This window comes from Aneurinibacillus sp. Ricciae_BoGa-3, from assembly GCF_028421645.1.
GTDB lineage: Bacteria > Bacillota > Bacilli > Aneurinibacillales > Aneurinibacillaceae > Aneurinibacillus_B.
On record NZ_CP116887.1, the window covers coordinates 4,509,921 to 4,525,837 of the forward strand.

Annotated in this window: 14 protein-coding genes, 1 tRNA gene and 2 rRNA genes; 1 reads left to right on the plus strand and 16 read right to left on the minus strand. The window is 50.4% G+C overall.

Going from position 1 to position 15,917, the window contains the following annotated elements; genetic code table 11:
* Positions 1–182: 182 nt before the first annotated feature.
* The 11 genes from rrf to PP175_RS23080 all read right to left on the minus strand — a co-directional run bounded on the left by rrf (position 183) and on the right by PP175_RS23080 (position 8,914).
* Positions 183–299: ribosomal RNA gene (gene rrf, locus PP175_RS23030) — 5S ribosomal RNA — on the minus strand.
* Positions 300–301: 2 nt separating this feature from the next.
* Positions 302–377: transfer RNA gene (locus PP175_RS23035), tRNA-Ala, on the minus strand.
* A gap of 71 nt (positions 378–448) precedes the next feature.
* Positions 449–1,983: ribosomal RNA gene (locus PP175_RS23040) — 16S ribosomal RNA — on the minus strand.
* 430 nt (positions 1,984–2,413) lie between these two features.
* Positions 2,414–3,061: a bifunctional phosphoribosyl-AMP cyclohydrolase/phosphoribosyl-ATP diphosphatase HisIE gene (hisIE, locus tag PP175_RS23045; protein ID WP_272440530.1), complete on the minus strand. Its 648-nt coding sequence runs from the start codon at positions 3,059–3,061 to the stop codon at positions 2,414–2,416.
* 14 nt (positions 3,062–3,075) lie between these two features.
* On the minus strand, positions 3,076–3,834 hold the full coding sequence (hisF, locus tag PP175_RS23050) for an imidazole glycerol phosphate synthase subunit HisF (RefSeq protein ID WP_272440531.1): 759 nt from the start codon (positions 3,832–3,834) through the stop codon (positions 3,076–3,078).
* On the minus strand, positions 3,835–4,572 hold the full coding sequence (gene hisA / locus PP175_RS23055; protein ID WP_272440532.1) for a 1-(5-phosphoribosyl)-5-[(5-phosphoribosylamino)methylideneamino]imidazole-4-carboxamide isomerase: 738 nt from the start codon (positions 4,570–4,572) through the stop codon (positions 3,835–3,837).
* A gap of 24 nt (positions 4,573–4,596) precedes the next feature.
* Complete coding sequence (gene hisH / locus PP175_RS23060) at positions 4,597–5,220, minus strand: imidazole glycerol phosphate synthase subunit HisH (RefSeq protein ID WP_272440533.1); 624 nt, start codon at positions 5,218–5,220, stop codon at positions 4,597–4,599.
* Positions 5,221–5,805: an imidazoleglycerol-phosphate dehydratase HisB gene (gene hisB, locus PP175_RS23065; protein ID WP_272440534.1), complete on the minus strand. Its 585-nt coding sequence runs from the start codon at positions 5,803–5,805 to the stop codon at positions 5,221–5,223.
* 12 nt (positions 5,806–5,817) lie between these two features.
* The gene (gene hisD / locus PP175_RS23070; protein WP_272443355.1) at positions 5,818–7,089 is read right to left on the minus strand and encodes a histidinol dehydrogenase; all 1,272 of its coding nucleotides are present in this window, start codon (positions 7,087–7,089) and stop codon (positions 5,818–5,820) included.
* A gap of 2 nt (positions 7,090–7,091) precedes the next feature.
* Positions 7,092–7,739, minus strand: a complete 648-nt coding sequence (hisG, locus tag PP175_RS23075; RefSeq protein WP_272443356.1) for an ATP phosphoribosyltransferase — start codon at positions 7,737–7,739, stop codon at positions 7,092–7,094.
* Complete coding sequence (locus PP175_RS23080) at positions 7,739–8,914, minus strand: ATP phosphoribosyltransferase regulatory subunit (RefSeq protein WP_272440535.1); 1,176 nt, start codon at positions 8,912–8,914, stop codon at positions 7,739–7,741. Before PP175_RS23080 ends, hisG begins: the two co-directional genes overlap by 1 nt.
* Positions 8,915–9,163: 249 nt before the next feature.
* Between PP175_RS23080 and PP175_RS23085 the strand changes: the two genes are divergently transcribed.
* Positions 9,164–9,826 (plus strand): trimeric intracellular cation channel family protein, encoded by a 663-nt coding sequence (locus PP175_RS23085; RefSeq protein ID WP_272440536.1) that lies wholly within the window; start codon positions 9,164–9,166, stop codon positions 9,824–9,826.
* A gap of 16 nt (positions 9,827–9,842) precedes the next feature.
* On the opposite strand, the gene corA is transcribed toward PP175_RS23085, so the two are convergent.
* From corA to uvrA, 5 genes are all read right to left on the minus strand, one after another.
* The gene (gene corA / locus PP175_RS23090; protein ID WP_272440537.1) at positions 9,843–10,766 is read right to left on the minus strand and encodes a magnesium/cobalt transporter CorA; all 924 of its coding nucleotides are present in this window, start codon (positions 10,764–10,766) and stop codon (positions 9,843–9,845) included.
* Positions 10,767–10,815: 49 nt separating this feature from the next.
* A complete protein-coding gene (locus tag PP175_RS23095) occupies positions 10,816–11,331 on the minus strand; it encodes an acyltransferase (protein WP_272440538.1) in 516 nt (171 codons plus the stop codon).
* Positions 11,332–11,342: 11 nt separating this feature from the next.
* Complete coding sequence (gene ppaX / locus PP175_RS23100) at positions 11,343–11,996, minus strand: pyrophosphatase PpaX (protein ID WP_272440539.1); 654 nt, start codon at positions 11,994–11,996, stop codon at positions 11,343–11,345.
* 16 nt (positions 11,997–12,012) lie between these two features.
* A complete protein-coding gene (gene hprK, locus PP175_RS23105) occupies positions 12,013–12,945 on the minus strand; it encodes an HPr(Ser) kinase/phosphatase (RefSeq protein WP_272440540.1) in 933 nt (310 codons plus the stop codon).
* Positions 12,946–13,034: 89 nt separating this feature from the next.
* Positions 13,035–15,908 (minus strand): excinuclease ABC subunit UvrA, encoded by a 2,874-nt coding sequence (gene uvrA, locus PP175_RS23110; protein WP_272440541.1) that lies wholly within the window; start codon positions 15,906–15,908, stop codon positions 13,035–13,037.
* Positions 15,909–15,917: the final 9 nt, after the last annotated feature.

A 15,917-nucleotide genomic window follows, 5' to 3' on the forward strand; every position in this document is an offset into this window, starting at 1 on the left:
AAATCATACGCTCCGCTGCTCGGTCCTGCCGCGCCTTGAATCTCTCGTTTCTCATGCCGCTTTCTTTCATGGAAATCCGGTTTCACCTAAAAGGTTTTTACAATTGGATTTTCCTATTGCGCATTGTTTCTTCCATGATTCAGTTTTCAAAGTGCAATGTGACAGCAACCGTTAGGTTGCCGGCCTGGCAATGTCCTACTCTCCCAGGGCGTTGCCGCCCAAGTACCATCGGCGCTGAAGGACTTAACTTCTGTGTTCGGGATGGGAACAGGTGTGACCCCTTCGCCGTAATTGCCAGACATGGTGGAGGTAAGCGGGATCGAACCGCTGACCTCCTGCTTGCAAGGCAGGCGCTCTCCCAGCTGAGCTATACCCCCACATCTTATTTAATTCCAGACGTTCCTGGAAAACTGAACAGTGAAAGTGCCAGTGTGCCGATTCTCCATAGAAAGGAGGTGATCCATCCGCACCTTCCGGTACGGATACCTTGTTACGACTTCACCCCAATCATCTGCCCCACCTTCGGCGGCTGGCTCCTTACGGTTACCTCACCGACTTCGGGTGTTGCAAACTCTCGTGGTGTGACGGGCGGTGTGTACAAGACCCGGGAACGTATTCACCGCGGCATGCTGATCCGCGATTACTAGCGATTCCGGCTTCATGCAGGCGAGTTGCAGCCTGCAATCCGAACTGAGAATGGTTTTTAGGGATTGGCATACTCTCGCGAGTTAGCAGCCCGTTGTACCATCCATTGTAGCACGTGTGTAGCCCAGGACATAAGGGGCATGATGATTTGACGTCATCCCCACCTTCCTCCGTCTTGTCGACGGCAGTCTCCCTAGAGTGCCCAACTGAATGCTGGCAACTAAGGACAAGGGTTGCGCTCGTTGCGGGACTTAACCCAACATCTCACGACACGAGCTGACGACAACCATGCACCACCTGTCACCACTGTCCCGAAGGAAGCCTCTGTCTCCAGAGGGGTCAGCGGGATGTCAAGCCCTGGTAAGGTTCTTCGCGTTGCTTCGAATTAAACCACATGCTCCACCGCTTGTGCGGGTCCCCGTCAATTCCTTTGAGTTTCAGCCTTGCGGCCGTACTCCCCAGGCGGAGTGCTTATTGCGTTAGCTGCGGCACTGAGGATTGGAGTCCCCAACACCTAGCACTCATCGTTTACGGCGTGGACTACCAGGGTATCTAATCCTGTTTGCTCCCCACGCTTTCGCGCCTCAGCGTCAGTTACAGACCAGAGAGTCGCCTTCGCCACTGGTGTTCCTCCACATCTCTACGCATTTCACCGCTACACGTGGAATTCCACTCTCCTCTTCTGCACTCAAGCCTCCCAGTTTCAGGTGGCCCTCCACGGTTGAGCCGTGGGCTTTCACACCTGACTTAAGAAACCGCCTGCGCGCGCTTTACGCCCAATAATTCCGGACAACGCTTGCCCCCTACGTATTACCGCGGCTGCTGGCACGTAGTTAGCCGGGGCTTTCTCGTCAGGTACCGTCAGACCGGGAGGTCTTCCCGGCGGTTCTTCCCTGACAACAGAGCTTTACGATCCGAAAACCTTCATCGCTCACGCGGCGTTGCTCCGTCAGACTTTCGTCCATTGCGGAAGATTCCCTACTGCTGCCTCCCGTAGGAGTCTGGGCCGTGTCTCAGTCCCAGTGTGGCCGATCACCCTCTCAGGTCGGCTACGCATCGTCGCCTTGGTAGGCCACTACCCCACCAACTAGCTAATGCGCCGCGGGCCCATCTGTAAGTGTCCGAAAACTTTCCATCCAGAACCATGCGGTTCTGCATCCTATCCGGTATTAGCTTCGGTTTCCCGAAGTTATCCCAGGCTTACAGGCAGGTTGCCCACGTGTTACTCACCCGTCCGCCGCTAACTTTGAAAAGCAAGCTTTCCAAAGTCCGCTCGACTTGCATGTATTAGGCACGCCGCCAGCGTTCGTCCTGAGCCAGGATCAAACTCTCCAAAAAGGTCTGATGCTGTATCTGCTCATACGAGCTGGTCTTACTTTATATCCAGAATTGAATTCTGGGTCAATCGCACATTTGGCATTTCACTGTTCAGTTTTCAAGGAACTCTATCAGTCAGCCACTCAATCAGCGACTTTTATATCTTATCACTTATCAACGAATGAGTCAAGCTTTTTTACTAAATCCTTTTATTATACACTTCGCTTGGACAACTTATTCATTCACAGCGACAAGAAATAATATATCATCCTTTAAGCAAGCTGGCAAGAACATTTTTTAACATTAGAAAACGCGGCTGACGCCAAGCGAGGCGAAGGAAGAAAAACCTAGATGCTGTTGTGTGGATAAGAAAACATGTCCATACTATCAACCATAGAAGAACCCGGCTTCAGCATTTTACACGTCGGCCGGGTTTTTAAAAGTTATAACCTCACTTCGCATGTCTCTCTTCAAGCACCCGAAGAACATCATCCAGTGGAAGCTTCTGTTCGCGAAGCAAAACAAGCGTATGGAACACCAAGTCCGCCACTTCCCATTGCAGCTCATCATGGCTTCTATTTTTAGCGGCGATAATGACCTCCCCGGCTTCTTCCCCAACCTTCTTCAAAATCTTGTCTACGCCATTGGTAAACAAATAGGTTGTATAAGCCCCTTCCGGCATTTCCGCTTCTCTTGACGCGATAACTTGTTCCAGGCGGTTAATAATATCAAAGCGGCTTTTTAATGCGCCATCTTCAGCCGCCTTTTCACCGCCTGCCCCATTAAGAAGGGAATCAGTAAAGCAGCTGTAACGGCCATTATGGCATGCAGGCCCAGCTGGGATCACCTTCACCAGTAAGGCATCACCGTCGCAGTCGTACACAATGTCTACAACTTGCTGTTTATTGCCGGAAGTTTCTCCTTTGTGCCACAGCTCCTGGCGGGAACGGCTCCAGAACCAGGTTTCCTTCGTTTCAAGGGTTTTCTTCAGTGATTCTTCATTCATATAAGCCAGGGTTAAAACTTCTTTGCTCTGCGCATCCTGAACAACAGCCGGAATTAAACCATCTTCGTTAAATTTAATGTTCTGCCAATCCATATATATCGTCTCCTCTATCGACGGACCTCAATGTGATGGTCTTGCAAGTATTGTTTCACTTCATTGATGGATGTTTCTTCATAATGAAAAATTGATGCGGCCAGTGCAGCATCTGCTTTTCCCGATGCAAAGGCATCATAGAAATGCTCCCGGGTGCCGGCTCCGCCAGAAGCGATAACCGGGATTTGGACCGTCTCTGAGATGGCGCGGGTCAAATTAAGGTCAAACCCTGCTTTTTGACCGTCACAATCCATACTGGTCAGCAGGATTTCACCTGCACCTAACGCCTCGGCTTTTTTGGCCCATTCAACCGCATCCAACCCGACAGCCTGGCGGCCCCCATGTGTATAAACTTCCCAGCCGCCGCCTTCCTTCGCCTTCGCATCAATCGCCACGACTATACACTGGCTGCCGAATACCTCCGCACCTTCTCTTATCAGTTCGGGCCTTTTAACCGCAGATGTATTCATCGATACTTTATCCGCTCCCGCCCGCAATACGCGCCGCATATCCTCAACAGAATTAATCCCTCCACCTACCGTAAAAGGAATGGTTACATTTGCGGCCGTCTGTTCTATCACGGTTACCATGGTCTCGCGGCCTTCATGAGAAGCGGAAATATCCAGAAACACAAGCTCATCAGCCCCTTCTTCACTGTAACGCTTAGCCAGTTCAACCGGGTCGCCTGCATCCCGCAGATTAACGAAGCTCACTCCCTTAACGACACGGCCGTCCTTTACATCGAGGCAGGGAATAATCCTTTTTGCCAGCATTTACTTCAACTCCTTAACCTGCTTAATTGCCTCAGAAAGCCGAATGCGCCCGGTGTACAGAGCTTTTCCAACAATTGCACCGGTTACCCCTTCAGCTTGGTAGCCTGCAAGTTCGAGCAGATCCTGCTGAACACTCACCCCGCCCGACGCAATAATTTCAGCGCCGGTATTTTTGGCAAGCGCCGCTGTCGCCTCTGTATTGGGACCTTCCAGTGTGCCGTCACGCGAGATGTCGGTATAAATAAACGTCTGTGCCCCTTTACCTACCAGCACCTTCACCAATTCTTCCGCAGTGACTTCGGATGTTTCAAGCCAGCCGTGTGTCGCTACAAAACCGTTTCGTGCATCAATGCCAATAGCTACCCTGTCGCCATATTTAGCCAGCACTTCCTCTGCAAAAGGCTGGTCCTGTATCGCTGCAGTCCCAATAATCACCCGCTGCACACCACCGAAAAGGTAGCGGTCAACATCTTTCATCCGGCGAAGACCCCCGCCAATCTGCACAGGGATGCCGAGCGCCCGTGCAGCCGACAGCACAAGTTCATCATTAACCGGCGCGCCCGCCTTGGCTCCATCCAAATCAACCATGTGAATCCAGGCGGCTCCCTGGAAAGCCCACTCTTTGGCCATATCAAGCGGCGAATCCCCATACACAGTTTCTTTCCCGTAATCGCCCTGGAGCAAGCGAACGCATTTTCCTCCGCGTATGTCAATGGCCGGATATATCGTGAAACTCATGACTTTCTCCCCTTTTCTCACCGCTTATACGCGCGCTTTTGCACACAGATCAGTAAAATTATCCAGCAACTTCATGCCAACATCGCCGCTTTTTTCCGGGTGAAACTGCATCCCGTACACATTGCCGCGTCCCACTACACCCGGCACTTCCTGGTAGTAATCAGCGGCAGCTAATAGGATCTCCCTGTTTGTATCATCCGGCTGCAGAAAGTAGGAATGCACAAAATACACATAACCTTGATCAACTCCGTCAACAATACGGTTTTCTTTTTGCAAAAAGGACAGCTTGTTCCAGCCCATATGTGGAATTTTATAATCACCTGTAAAACGGCGGATATGTCCGGGTAATAGCCCAAGGCCTTGATGCTCCCCGTATTCACTGCTGCTTTCGAAAAGAAGCTGCATGCCAAGGCATATGCCAAGCAGCGGCTTACCAGTCCCTGCATACTGTCGAATTGGATCCACCAACTTCAGATCCCGCAGATTCGACATCGCGTCGCCGAATGCCCCTACCCCGGGCAGGATGACACCATCTGCACGAAGCAAATCTTCTCCGCTGGATACAAATTCGTACGAATGGCCGAGCCGCTCTATTGCCTTACTGACACTGTAAAGATTGCCCATGCCATAATCGATAATCGCAATCATCTACAACATTCCCTTCGTCGAAGGTACCCCTTTAACACGCGGGTCTACCGTGGTTGCCTCGTCAATCGCCCTGCCCAGCGCTTTGAAAACAGCCTCTACCATGTGGTGCGTATTGCGGCCGTAATGAACAATGACGTGGAGCGTGATCCGGGCCTCCAGCGCCAGTTTCCATAAAAATTCATGTACAAGCTCGGTTGGAAAGTCACCTACCACGCTTGACGGATATTCCGCTCTGTATTCAAAATGCGGGCGGTTGCTAATATCAACCACAACCTGCGCCAGCGCTTCGTCCATCGGAATAAACACGCTGCTGTAGCGCTTGATGCCCTTCTTATCCCCCAGCGCTTGACGAAGCGCCTGGCCAAGGCAGATCGCAATGTCTTCCGTTGTATGGTGGTAATCGATTTCAATATCGCCTTTTGCTTTAACATCCAGATGAAACTGGCCGTGCTTGGTGAACAGATCCAGCATATGTTCGAGGAAGGGGACACCTGTGTCTAGGCTTCCCGTTCCCTCTCCATCAATCCCAAACGTAAGGGAAATGTCGGTTTCATTTGTTTTACGGTTAATAGATGCCTGACGCATTCGTTGTCCTCCTTATTGTTCGTTATCAAGCCGTATTTGGATGGCCCGGGCATGCGCCTCTAAGCCCTCCTGCCGCGCAAAAGCCGTGATTTTGCTGCCATTGGCCAAAAAATCAGCACGGCTGTAGGCAATAAGGCTCGACTTTTTCAGAAAATCATCTATATTAAGCGGGGAAGAAAACCGCGCTGTGCCATTCGTAGGCAGAACATGGTTCGGTCCCGCAAAATAATCACCGACAGGCTCCGAACTGTATGGACCGATAAAAATAGCGCCCGCATTTTTTATTTTACCCAGATGATCCATTGGCTCGCGGACCATTAATTCAAAGTGCTCGGGCGCGAGTCGGTTTACGACCTCAAAACCCTTGTCCAGACTGTCTACCACGCATATTGCACCGTAATCCCGTATCGATGCTTCCGCGATCTCCCGGCGCGGGAGCGTACTTACCTGCACTTCTACTTGCTGCCTGACAGCTTCAGCAAACGGACGCGACGGTGTCACGAGCACAGCTGATGCCATTGGGTCATGCTCGGCCTGGGACAGCAGATCAGCTGCTACAAAGGCAGGGTTCGCTGAATCATCCGCCAGTACAACAATTTCACTAGGGCCGGCGACCATATCAATGTCAACCATTCCAAAAACCTCGCGTTTAGCCAACGCGACATAAATATTGCCTGGTCCAACGATTTTATCGACCGGTTTAATCGTTTCCGTTCCGTATGCCAGAGCGGCAATCGCCTGTGCTCCGCCTATGCTGTATATCTCCTTAACGCCTAACTCATGGGCCGCGGCTAGAACGCCCGGGTTTAGCTGGCCGTCTTTACCCGGTGGCGTAACCATCACGATCTCTTCAACCCCCGCCACCTGAGCCGGGATGGCATTCATCAAAACAGATGAAGGGTAGGCTGCCGTCCCACCCGGTACGTACAGTCCCACCCGCTGCAGCGGTCGGATGATCTGGCCCAGCATCGTGCCCGATTCTTTAGTGGTCAGCCACGACTGGCGCATTTGCCTGCTGTGGTAATCGCGGATGTTAGCGGCCGCTTCCCGGATCGCTTGCAGCACGTCTGGTTCAACTTTATCACAGGCGGCTTTGCATGCTTCCTGGGAAACTCTCATATCCGATAGCGCCACCCCATCGAACTTTTCTGTATAGGCCAGAACAGCCTGGTCCCCATCCTTTTTTACCGACTCTAAAATATCCAAAACGGCTCGCCGCTGTTGTTCTGTACCTGTTTCGACATCACGCCGCGTAGAAAAATTATGAGCTTCCACGATTCGCATCATCAGCGTTGCTCCCCTTTCTCTACTATGGAAGCAAACTTCTCATAAACGTAGTCAACCGCATTGCTTTTCATCCGGTAGCTTACCCGGTTCGCGATTAACCGGGTGGTGATCGGCATAATCTCTTCCAGCTCGACGAGGCCATTCTCTTGCAGCGTCCGCCCAGTTGAGACGATGTCCACAATTCGATCGGCTAAGCCAATCAGAGGCGCCAGCTCGATGGAGCCGTTGAGCTTAATAACCTCAACCTGCTGTCCCTGCTCGCGAAAATATTTCGAAGCCACGCGTGGATATTTGGTGGCGACGCGCGGTGAAGACGATGTAGGCTTCCATCCAGGAAGGCCGGCTACCGATATGCGACAGCGGCTAATCTGCAAGTCCAGCAGTTCGTAGACATCGCGGTCTTCTTCAAGCAGCACATCCTTGCCTACAACGCCGATATCGGCTACTCCGTATTCTACATACGTCGGTACATCTGTTGGTTTTGCGAGAATAAAATCCATGTTTGCTTCAGGAACCGGTACGATCAATTTGCGGGAGTCGTCAAACTCTGGCGGGAGAGGCACACCAGCGCGCCGGAGCAAATCTGCCGCTTCTTCAAAAATGCGGCCTTTCGGCATCGCAATGATCAACTTCTCATCAGCATGCATCACTTTGCATCCTCCTCCCTGAACATTTTTATAACTTCGATATACTCCTCATGCTGGCCATCAGGCTGGTAGTCTTCCACACGCTCGGTGACAACAATGGCATCTGAATTTCTGCGCAGTTCATTTGCCCGCTCAAGCGCATCTCTTCTGTTCTCCACGCTGTATAGAACAAGAATTTTGTCTTTTTTCTCGGCTTCATAAACAGCCGCTTCCATTAAGCGATCCATTTGCACAGCAAATCCGGTAGCCGGACAGGGGCGGCCGAATTGGGCCATCAATCCGTCATAGCGTCCACCCATACAGAGCGCAAATCCCTGGTTGGCCGCGTAGCCTTCGAAGAAGATGCCTGTGTAATAATCCAGGCTGCTTAGGAGATTTAGATCGAATAAAATGTTGTCGGCGACCTGGTATGCTTCCAATGCTTCCCACAGTTCACGCAGATGAATGACGGCTTTGCGGGCCCTTCCATTCACCGTTATGGACTGTGCCTTATCCAGCAATTCCTGTCCGCCTCTGAGGGTCAGCAGTTCGCATAAGCGGTATTCACTTTCCCTGCTTAGCGATAGCGACTTTACGTATTTTTTAAATCCTACATAATCGCGGTAATAGAGGAACTCCTTTAACGCTACTCTATCATCGGGCTCTGGAACCGTCTCTTCAAAAAGGCCTTCAAGGAATCCAATATGGCCGATGGCAATCTTAAACGTCTCAACCCCGGCGGCTTTTAATACCGAAATCGCGAGAGCCAGCGCTTCCGCATCTGCGTCAACTGAACCGGATCCGATTAATTCGACCCCCGTCTGGCCAAATTCTGCATTGCGGCCCGCTTCATTCGCCTGTGCCCGGAATACATTAGACGTATACATCAAGCGAAGCGGCAGCGGTTCATTTTTTAAGAGCGAGCTGGCGACACGGGCGATTGGAGCCGTCATGTCCGGACGCAGCACAAGTGTCTTGCCTTCCCTGTCGAGCAGTTTAAACAACTTATTATCAAGGGTGGCGCTCGCGCCTCCCACTGTATCGTAATATTCAAGGGTAGGGGTTGAAATCTCGCGGTACCCCCACTGCTTCATGCAGCTTTTAAGCCTGGCTTCCAGCCACCGTTGTTTTTCGAGCGAATTCGGCAGCACATCACGCATGCCAAGCGGTTTCTCAAATCCAAGAGGCTTTGACATCTGTTTTCACTCCAGTCTTTCGCTTTAGCTTGGTAGCGAACTAAAGCATTTGTTGAATGTAGTCTACCATGAGGTAAAAGAAATCGTCAACCTTTTAGCGTTATTTAATTAAATGCCGCACTGTTTTTTGTGGAAATCAACAAAGATAGTAGGATACTTTCTTTATCCTGCACATAGAACAAAAAGAGGCTATGGATTTATACTATAAAACGTGTGTTTTCAAATAATTGTCATGAAAAGGTGAGCGCAGTGGAATGGAATGTTTTAAACATCATAGCGATTATTGCTTTTTCATTCAGCGGCGCAATTGTTGCCCTGCAGGAAAAATATGATGTTTTTGGTGTTTATATATTGGGTTTGACAGCATCTTTTGGCGGCGGGATTATACGCAACCTGCTAATTGGCGTTCCGATTAAACCGATCTGGGAGCAGGGTATCCTGCTGCAGACAGCACTCGTTGCCATTACGGTTATTTATTTTCTTCCAAGGAAATGGATTACTTCCTGGAACCGCTGGAATGACTTTTTTGACGCCATTGGGCTATCAGCCTTTACGATACAGGGAGCCATTTTTGCTATCCAGCTGAACCTTCCCCTCGGTGGTATCATCCTGTCGTCGGTTATAACAGGAATAGGCGGAGGAATCATCCGGGATGTACTGGCGGGAAGAAAGCCCATCCTTTTCTCCCAGGAGATTTATGCGGTATGGGCGTTAATCGTAGGCCTGATCCTTGGTGAAGGATGGATACAGACAGATAATTCCGGCCAATTATTTGTGCTGTTTGTCGTTATTTCCGTTCTGAGGATTCTGTCGATCATTTACAAATGGCACTTAAGGCTGCGCAATCTTGACAGTGACAGTGATACACAGTCCGTGAATAACTGGAAGAAGATTTTTACCAGCCTCCACTAGTCGCCTGCTGGTTGATTCAAAACCACTTTTTCCGTTTAAAATAAATGGCCATGCCAAGAACAACCGTAATCATGAGTCCCCACACATACGCGTAGCCGTACTTCCACTGGAATTCGGGGACTTTCAGATTCATTCCGTACAGCCCCACGATAAACGTAAGCGGAAGAAAGAATGTGCTGACTACAGTCAATGTTTTCATGATTTCATTCATGCGGTCGCCTTTTAAGGAAACCTGCAGTTCAATCAAACCGCTTAATGACTCACGAAACGTGTCAATGGAGTCAACCACACGGTTCAGGTGGTCAGCCACATCAATCAAGTACACATTCGTCTCATCTTTTATGTACGGAAACTGGGAGTGCATCAGCATCCCGATTACGTCCCTTTCCTCAACAAAAAGCCGGCGCAGCTTATGCAAAGTACGTTTCATGTTGAAAATCCGCTGCCCCACTTTTTCAAAAGGATTGGCAAACAGCTTATTTTCCATCTGTTCCAGCCTTTCTTCCACCCCATCCACAACCGTCATGTACTCGTCCACACAGCGGTCAAGCAGATGATACACAATGAGGCCTGGCTGCCGCATCTTTTCCGGCGTTTCCACAAATTCTTTGCGAACCCTATCCAGTGTGCTAATTTCCTTTTTGCAAATCGTAATGACAAAATTTTTGCCGATGACCATAGCAAAAGGACGTGCAGCCCAGTTTTCTTTCATGCTGAAGAAAACCACAAGGGCATGGTCGTTGTACATATCCAGCTTAGGACGCTGCCGGTTTACATACACACAGTCCTCCACTACGAGAGGATGGCAGCCGTACATCTCACCCACCACCCGCTGAATTTCTTCATCCGTAGGATTTAAAAGCTGGAGAAAGCCAACTTCCCCCTCATCAGGTTTTCTCGTATCGACGCTTGCCACAGCGCCATCCTTATATACAAGCATTTCATAACTCCTTATGGTATGTACGTGATAGTTAGTACGCCAGATACAATTAAGTTCGTGACGTCTGTTGTACAGGATCAGCCAGGCGGATAATCTGCATCGGGTTGCCACCGACAAAAGCTCCGGCTGGTACATCGCGGTTTACGAGCGTGCCTGCCGACACAATCGCACCATCCCCTATAGAAATCCCGGGAAGCAAGGTGGAGTTCGCCCCAACCATAACCCGCGAACCGATACGGACATCGCCCAGCCGGTATTCAGTGATCAAATATTCATGAGCCAGAATGGTTGTATTGTACCCAATTATACTGTTCGAGCCGATCGAGATTCTCTCCGGAAACATCGTGTCCATCATCACCATCAGCGCGACGGCTGTATGGTCGCCGATTTTCATGCCGAGCAAGCGCCTGTACATCCAGTTTTTCAGAGACATCCACGGTACATACCGGGCTGTTTGAGCAACCGCAAAACATTTGACAACCTTCCAGAAACTGACCGTCTTATAGAGCTGCCAGAGGGAATTAGGCCCTTCAACAGGGTAACGCTCGGTTTGCCGTTTTGTCATGCCCGCACTCCTCAGCTGTTTACAGGATTTTTCACAACCTGAATCAAATCAGATATATCTTGTAAAATAACAGTAGGGTGGAAGGTGGACAGAAAAGAGGCGCCCTTTAAACTCCAGGCAACACCTGCGGAATCGATGGAAGCATTATGGGCCGCTCCAATGTCAAACTGGCTGTCCCCCACCATTAGCGTACTTCCCGGTACAGCGCCAATTGCCTCCATTGCTTTTAGTACAGGAGCAGGGTGCGGTTTGTGCTCCACTGTGTCCTGAAAACACACCACCGTATCCATAAATCTGTCCAACCCAAACAGCTTGAGGCCCATTTCGGCTGTTTTGCGCTGTTTGGTTGTTACGATGCCCATTTTGACACCCAGCTTAGCTAATTCTTCGATGGTCTCCAAAACATTCGGAAACTCTTTTACCAATTCGTCATGAACCTGCTCGTTATGCTCCCGATATACCTGTACCAGTTCCTCTACCCGGTCCGGACCAAATATAGCCATCTGGTCATGAAGAGTTTTTCCCATGTGCGGGATTATATCCTCAGTTGTGTACTTACCTGGAAAATATTTATCCAGCGCATGCAAAAAAGAAGTAATGATTAAGTTATTCGTATCAATGAGTGTGCCATCCAAATCGAACAAGACGTGCGTATATTTAAGCATCTATTCTTCTCCTTTGTTACATATCTTCAACTGCTTCTTCAATTGTATCCGTTAACTTCTTGCTGAAATGGACCGCGGCATTGTAGCCCATGCGTTTCAGGCGGAAGTTCATAGCGGCTACCTCAACGATAACAGCCAGATTTCGTCCAGGGCGTACCGGAATAGTAATTTGCGGAACATGGGCATCAAGGATTTCCATTTTTTCTTCATCCAATCCAAGCCGGTCATACATCTTTTGCGGATCCCAAATTTCCAGGCTAATCACAAGCGAGACACTTTTGTAGGTGCGCACAGCACCCGCGCCAAATAGTGTCATCACATTAATGATCCCAAGCCCACGAATTTCCAGAAGGTGCTGAATCAGTTCAGGCGCGCTCCCAACCAGCTGGTTTTCCTGTGTCCGCCGGATTTCTACCGCGTCATCCGCTACGAGACGGTGGCCTCGCTTCACTAGTTCAAGTGCCGTTTCACTCTTTCCGATGGAACTCTGGCCAACAATCAACACACCGACGCCATATACGTCCACAAGTACGCCATGTATGGTGGTAGTAGGGGCTAGCCGCCCTTCAAGATAGGTGGTTAATTTGCTTGATAATTTAGTAGTAGCCAGCGTCGTCATAAGAACAGGTACCTGCTTCTCATTCGAATACTGGATCAGCTCTTCAGGCACCTCTGACCCATGCGCGACACATATGCATGGCGTGTCCTCACCAAGAAGCGCTTCCATTCGCTTCATCCGCTCTTCCTTCGGGAGTGTGTAATAAAAGCTCAGCTCAGATCGACCCAGAAGCTGGACACGCTGCGACGGGTAAAAGTTAAAATATCCGGCCATTTCTAAACCTGGACGGCTAATATCACTTACGGTGACTTCGCGCATCAGACCGTCTTGACCGCTTATCACCTTCCAGTGGAAATGCTGAACAATATCTCGAACATATGTTTTTCTCAAAGGATGCTCTCCCCTTCTATTGGCAGTCTTGTTCCATTTTAACACATAAAACGGCACAGCCTGTAATTCGCTGTGCCGCGTGTATCGTTCTACTGGGCTGAAGCGTGCAGCTTCACCCTTTCCTCGGAACGCTTGCGATCACGCTCGAGAACAGGTTTTAGGAAACGGCCTGTATACGATTCTGGAACAGTTACCACGTCTTCAGGGGTTCCTTCAGCCACAATGGTACCGCCGCGATAGCCTCCCTCAGGCCCGAGATCGATGACATAGTCAGCGGTTTTAATCACATCCAGATTATGTTCGATAACGAGCACACTATCCCCGTTATCTACGAGCCGCTGCAGCACTTTCAGCAGTCGGTCAATATCGTCCACATGCAGACCGGTTGTCGGCTCGTCCAGAATATAGAGCGTTTTGCCATTGCTGCGGCGATGCAGTTCGGAGGCAAGCTTCACGCGCTGCGCCTCCCCGCCGGAAAGCGTGGTTGCAGGCTGGCCGAGTTTCATATAGCCAACCCCTACATCAAACAGCGTCTGGAGCTTGCGATTAATGCGCGGAATGTTTTTAAAGAAATCCACCGCGTTCTCAATCGTCATATGCAGTACATCCGCAATGTTTTTGCCTTTATATTTTACATCCAGCGTCTCCCGGTTATAACGTTTGCCGTGGCAGACTTCACAAGGGACATAAATGTCAGGGAGAAAATGCATCTCAATTTTGATAATGCCATCCCCGCGGCAAGCTTCGCAGCGCCCGCCTTTTACATTAAAGCTGAACCGCCCCTTCTGGTAGCCGCGCATTTTTGCTTCGTTGGTCTGCGCAAACAAGTCGCGGATGTCGTCAAATACACCGGTGTAAGTAGCCGGGTTCGAGCGCGGGGTTCGCCCAATTGGCGACTGATCAATGTCAATCACCTTTTCAAGATTTTCCAGGCCCTCCAGCTTCCGATAAGCGCCGGGTTTCTGCTTGGCCCGGTTTAGTTCCCTGGCAAGCGACTTATGCAGGATTTCATTAATCAGGGTGGATTTGCCTGAGCCAGATACGCCGGTAACACAGGTGAAAACACCGAGGGGAACTTTCAGGTTCACGTTTTTCAGATTGTTTTCCTTCGCACCCAGCACTTTAATCCATTTGCCGTTCGGCTCACGCCGCTGCAGCGGTACAGGGATAAACCTGCGCCCGCTTAAGTACTGGCCCGTAAGCGATTTGGGATTGTCCATGACTTCCCGCGGCGTGCCCTGTGCTACCACCTCGCCGCCATGCATACCGGCACCCGGCCCGATATCGATGATATAGTCGGAAGCAAGCATCGTATCCTCATCATGTTCGACCACAATGAGCGTATTGCCGAGGTCGCGCATATGGCTGAGCGTCTTGATGAGACGTTCATTGTCCCGCTGGTGCAGGCCTATGCTTGGCTCATCCAGGATATACAGCACACCCATCAGGCTGGAACCGATCTGGGTCGCTAACCGAATGCGTTGTGCTTCCCCTCCGGAAAGCGTGCCTGCAGCGCGGCTCATCGTTAAGTAATCCAGGCCGACATCCACCAGGAAGCCAAGGCGTGATTTGATCTCCTTTAAAATTAACCGGGCGATCTGCGTTTCCTTCTCCGTCAACGTTAGCCCATCAAAAAACGCAAGAGCCTCCACAACAGGCAGATCCGTTGCATACGCGATATTTTGCCCGTTAATGAGCACAGCAAGCGATTCAGGACGCAGGCGGTGTCCTTTACAGGCCGGGCAATCCTTCTGGCTCATATACGTTTCAAGCTGCTCACGAATTTGTTCGGACCCGGTTTCCCGATAACGGCGGTGCACATTATGCACAACGCCCTCGAAAACCATATATGTGTCGCGGATCTTCGTGCTAAAGTCGCTTTTGTAGCGGAAATGAAGCTTCTCGCTGCCGCTTCCGAAAAGCAGGACATTTTGCTGTTTCTCTGTCAGCTCTTCAAATGGCTTATTAAGGTCGATCTTATAATGCTTCGCCACACAGTCAATAATCTGCTCGTAGTAGTTAGACGTCGAGTTGTGCCACGGTTCAAGCGCCCCTTCCTCAATGCTTTTCTCCGGGTGTGGCACGATCAAGTCTGGATCGACTTCAAGTCGGCTTCCCAGCCCATCACATGTTGGGCAGGCGCCGAATGGACTGTTGAAAGAGAACATCCGTGGTTCCAGCTCTTCAATGCTAAAACCGCAAATCGGACAGGCGAGATTCTGGCTGAAGAGAAGTTCCTCTTCACCCATAACGTCTACCAGCACCCGGCCATCTGCTAACCGGAGGGCAGTTTCGAGTGAATCGGCGAGGCGCGCCTCAATTCCTTCTTTTACAACGATCCTATCAATGACAACTTCAATAGAGTGTTTTTTATTTTTCTCCAGCTCAATGGTCTCGGACAAATCACGCACTTCGCCGTTTATTCGTACACGAACATAGCCTTGCGTACGGATATCGTCAATGAGCTTCTTGTGTTCACCTTTGCGCCCCTGCACAAGCGGAGCGAGAATTTGCAGCCTCGTTTTCTCGGGGTAACCTATGATGCGATCGACCATCTGCTCAATCGTCTGCGACGTGATTTCGATCCCATGCACCGGGCAGTGCGGGTGGCCGATGCGCGCAAACAGCAGGCGCAGGTAATCGTAAATTTCAGTAACCGTACCCACCGTTGAACGGGGATTGCGGCTGGTCGTTTTCTGGTCAATCGAGATAGCCGGTGACAGACCGTCAATGGAATCTACATCCGGCTTCTCCATTTGACCAAGAAACTGGCGGGCGTACGCGGAAAGAGATTCCACATAACGCCGCTGTCCCTCGGCGTAGATGGTATCAAAAGCAAGCGAGGATTTCCCCGAACCGGACAGGCCGGTTAACACAACAAACTTGTCGCGGGGAATCGTTATATCCACATTCTTAAGATTGTGGGCGCGGGCGCCCTTGATTACTATATTTTCGCGGCTCATCGGCTTCTT

What these genes read in the sequence shown, in the direction of transcription:
- hisIE (WP_272440530.1), bottom strand. Translation starts at nt 3,061, where the DNA reads ATGGATTGGCAGAACATTAAATTTAACGAAGATGGTTTAATTCCGGCT.
- hisF (WP_272440531.1), bottom strand. Translation starts at nt 3,834, where the DNA reads ATGCTGGCAAAAAGGATTATTCCCTGCCTCGATGTAAAGGACGGCCGT.
- hisA (WP_272440532.1), bottom strand. Translation starts at nt 4,572, where the DNA reads ATGAGTTTCACGATATATCCGGCCATTGACATACGCGGAGGAAAATGC.
- hisH (WP_272440533.1), bottom strand. Translation starts at nt 5,220, where the DNA reads ATGATTGCGATTATCGATTATGGCATGGGCAATCTTTACAGTGTCAGT.
- hisB (WP_272440534.1), bottom strand. Translation starts at nt 5,805, where the DNA reads ATGCGTCAGGCATCTATTAACCGTAAAACAAATGAAACCGACATTTCC.
- hisD (WP_272443355.1), bottom strand. Translation starts at nt 7,089, where the DNA reads ATGCGAATCGTGGAAGCTCATAATTTTTCTACGCGGCGTGATGTCGAA.
- hisG (WP_272443356.1), bottom strand. Translation starts at nt 7,739, where the DNA reads ATGCATGCTGATGAGAAGTTGATCATTGCGATGCCGAAAGGCCGCATT.
- PP175_RS23080 (WP_272440535.1), bottom strand. Translation starts at nt 8,914, where the DNA reads ATGTCAAAGCCTCTTGGATTTGAGAAACCGCTTGGCATGCGTGATGTG.
- corA (WP_272440537.1), bottom strand. Translation starts at nt 10,766, where the DNA reads ATGCTTGTATATAAGGATGGCGCTGTGGCAAGCGTCGATACGAGAAAA.
- PP175_RS23095 (WP_272440538.1), bottom strand. Translation starts at nt 11,331, where the DNA reads ATGACAAAACGGCAAACCGAGCGTTACCCTGTTGAAGGGCCTAATTCC.
- ppaX (WP_272440539.1), bottom strand. Translation starts at nt 11,996, where the DNA reads ATGCTTAAATATACGCACGTCTTGTTCGATTTGGATGGCACACTCATT.
- uvrA (WP_272440541.1), bottom strand. Translation starts at nt 15,908, where the DNA reads ATGAGCCGCGAAAATATAGTAATCAAGGGCGCCCGCGCCCACAATCTT.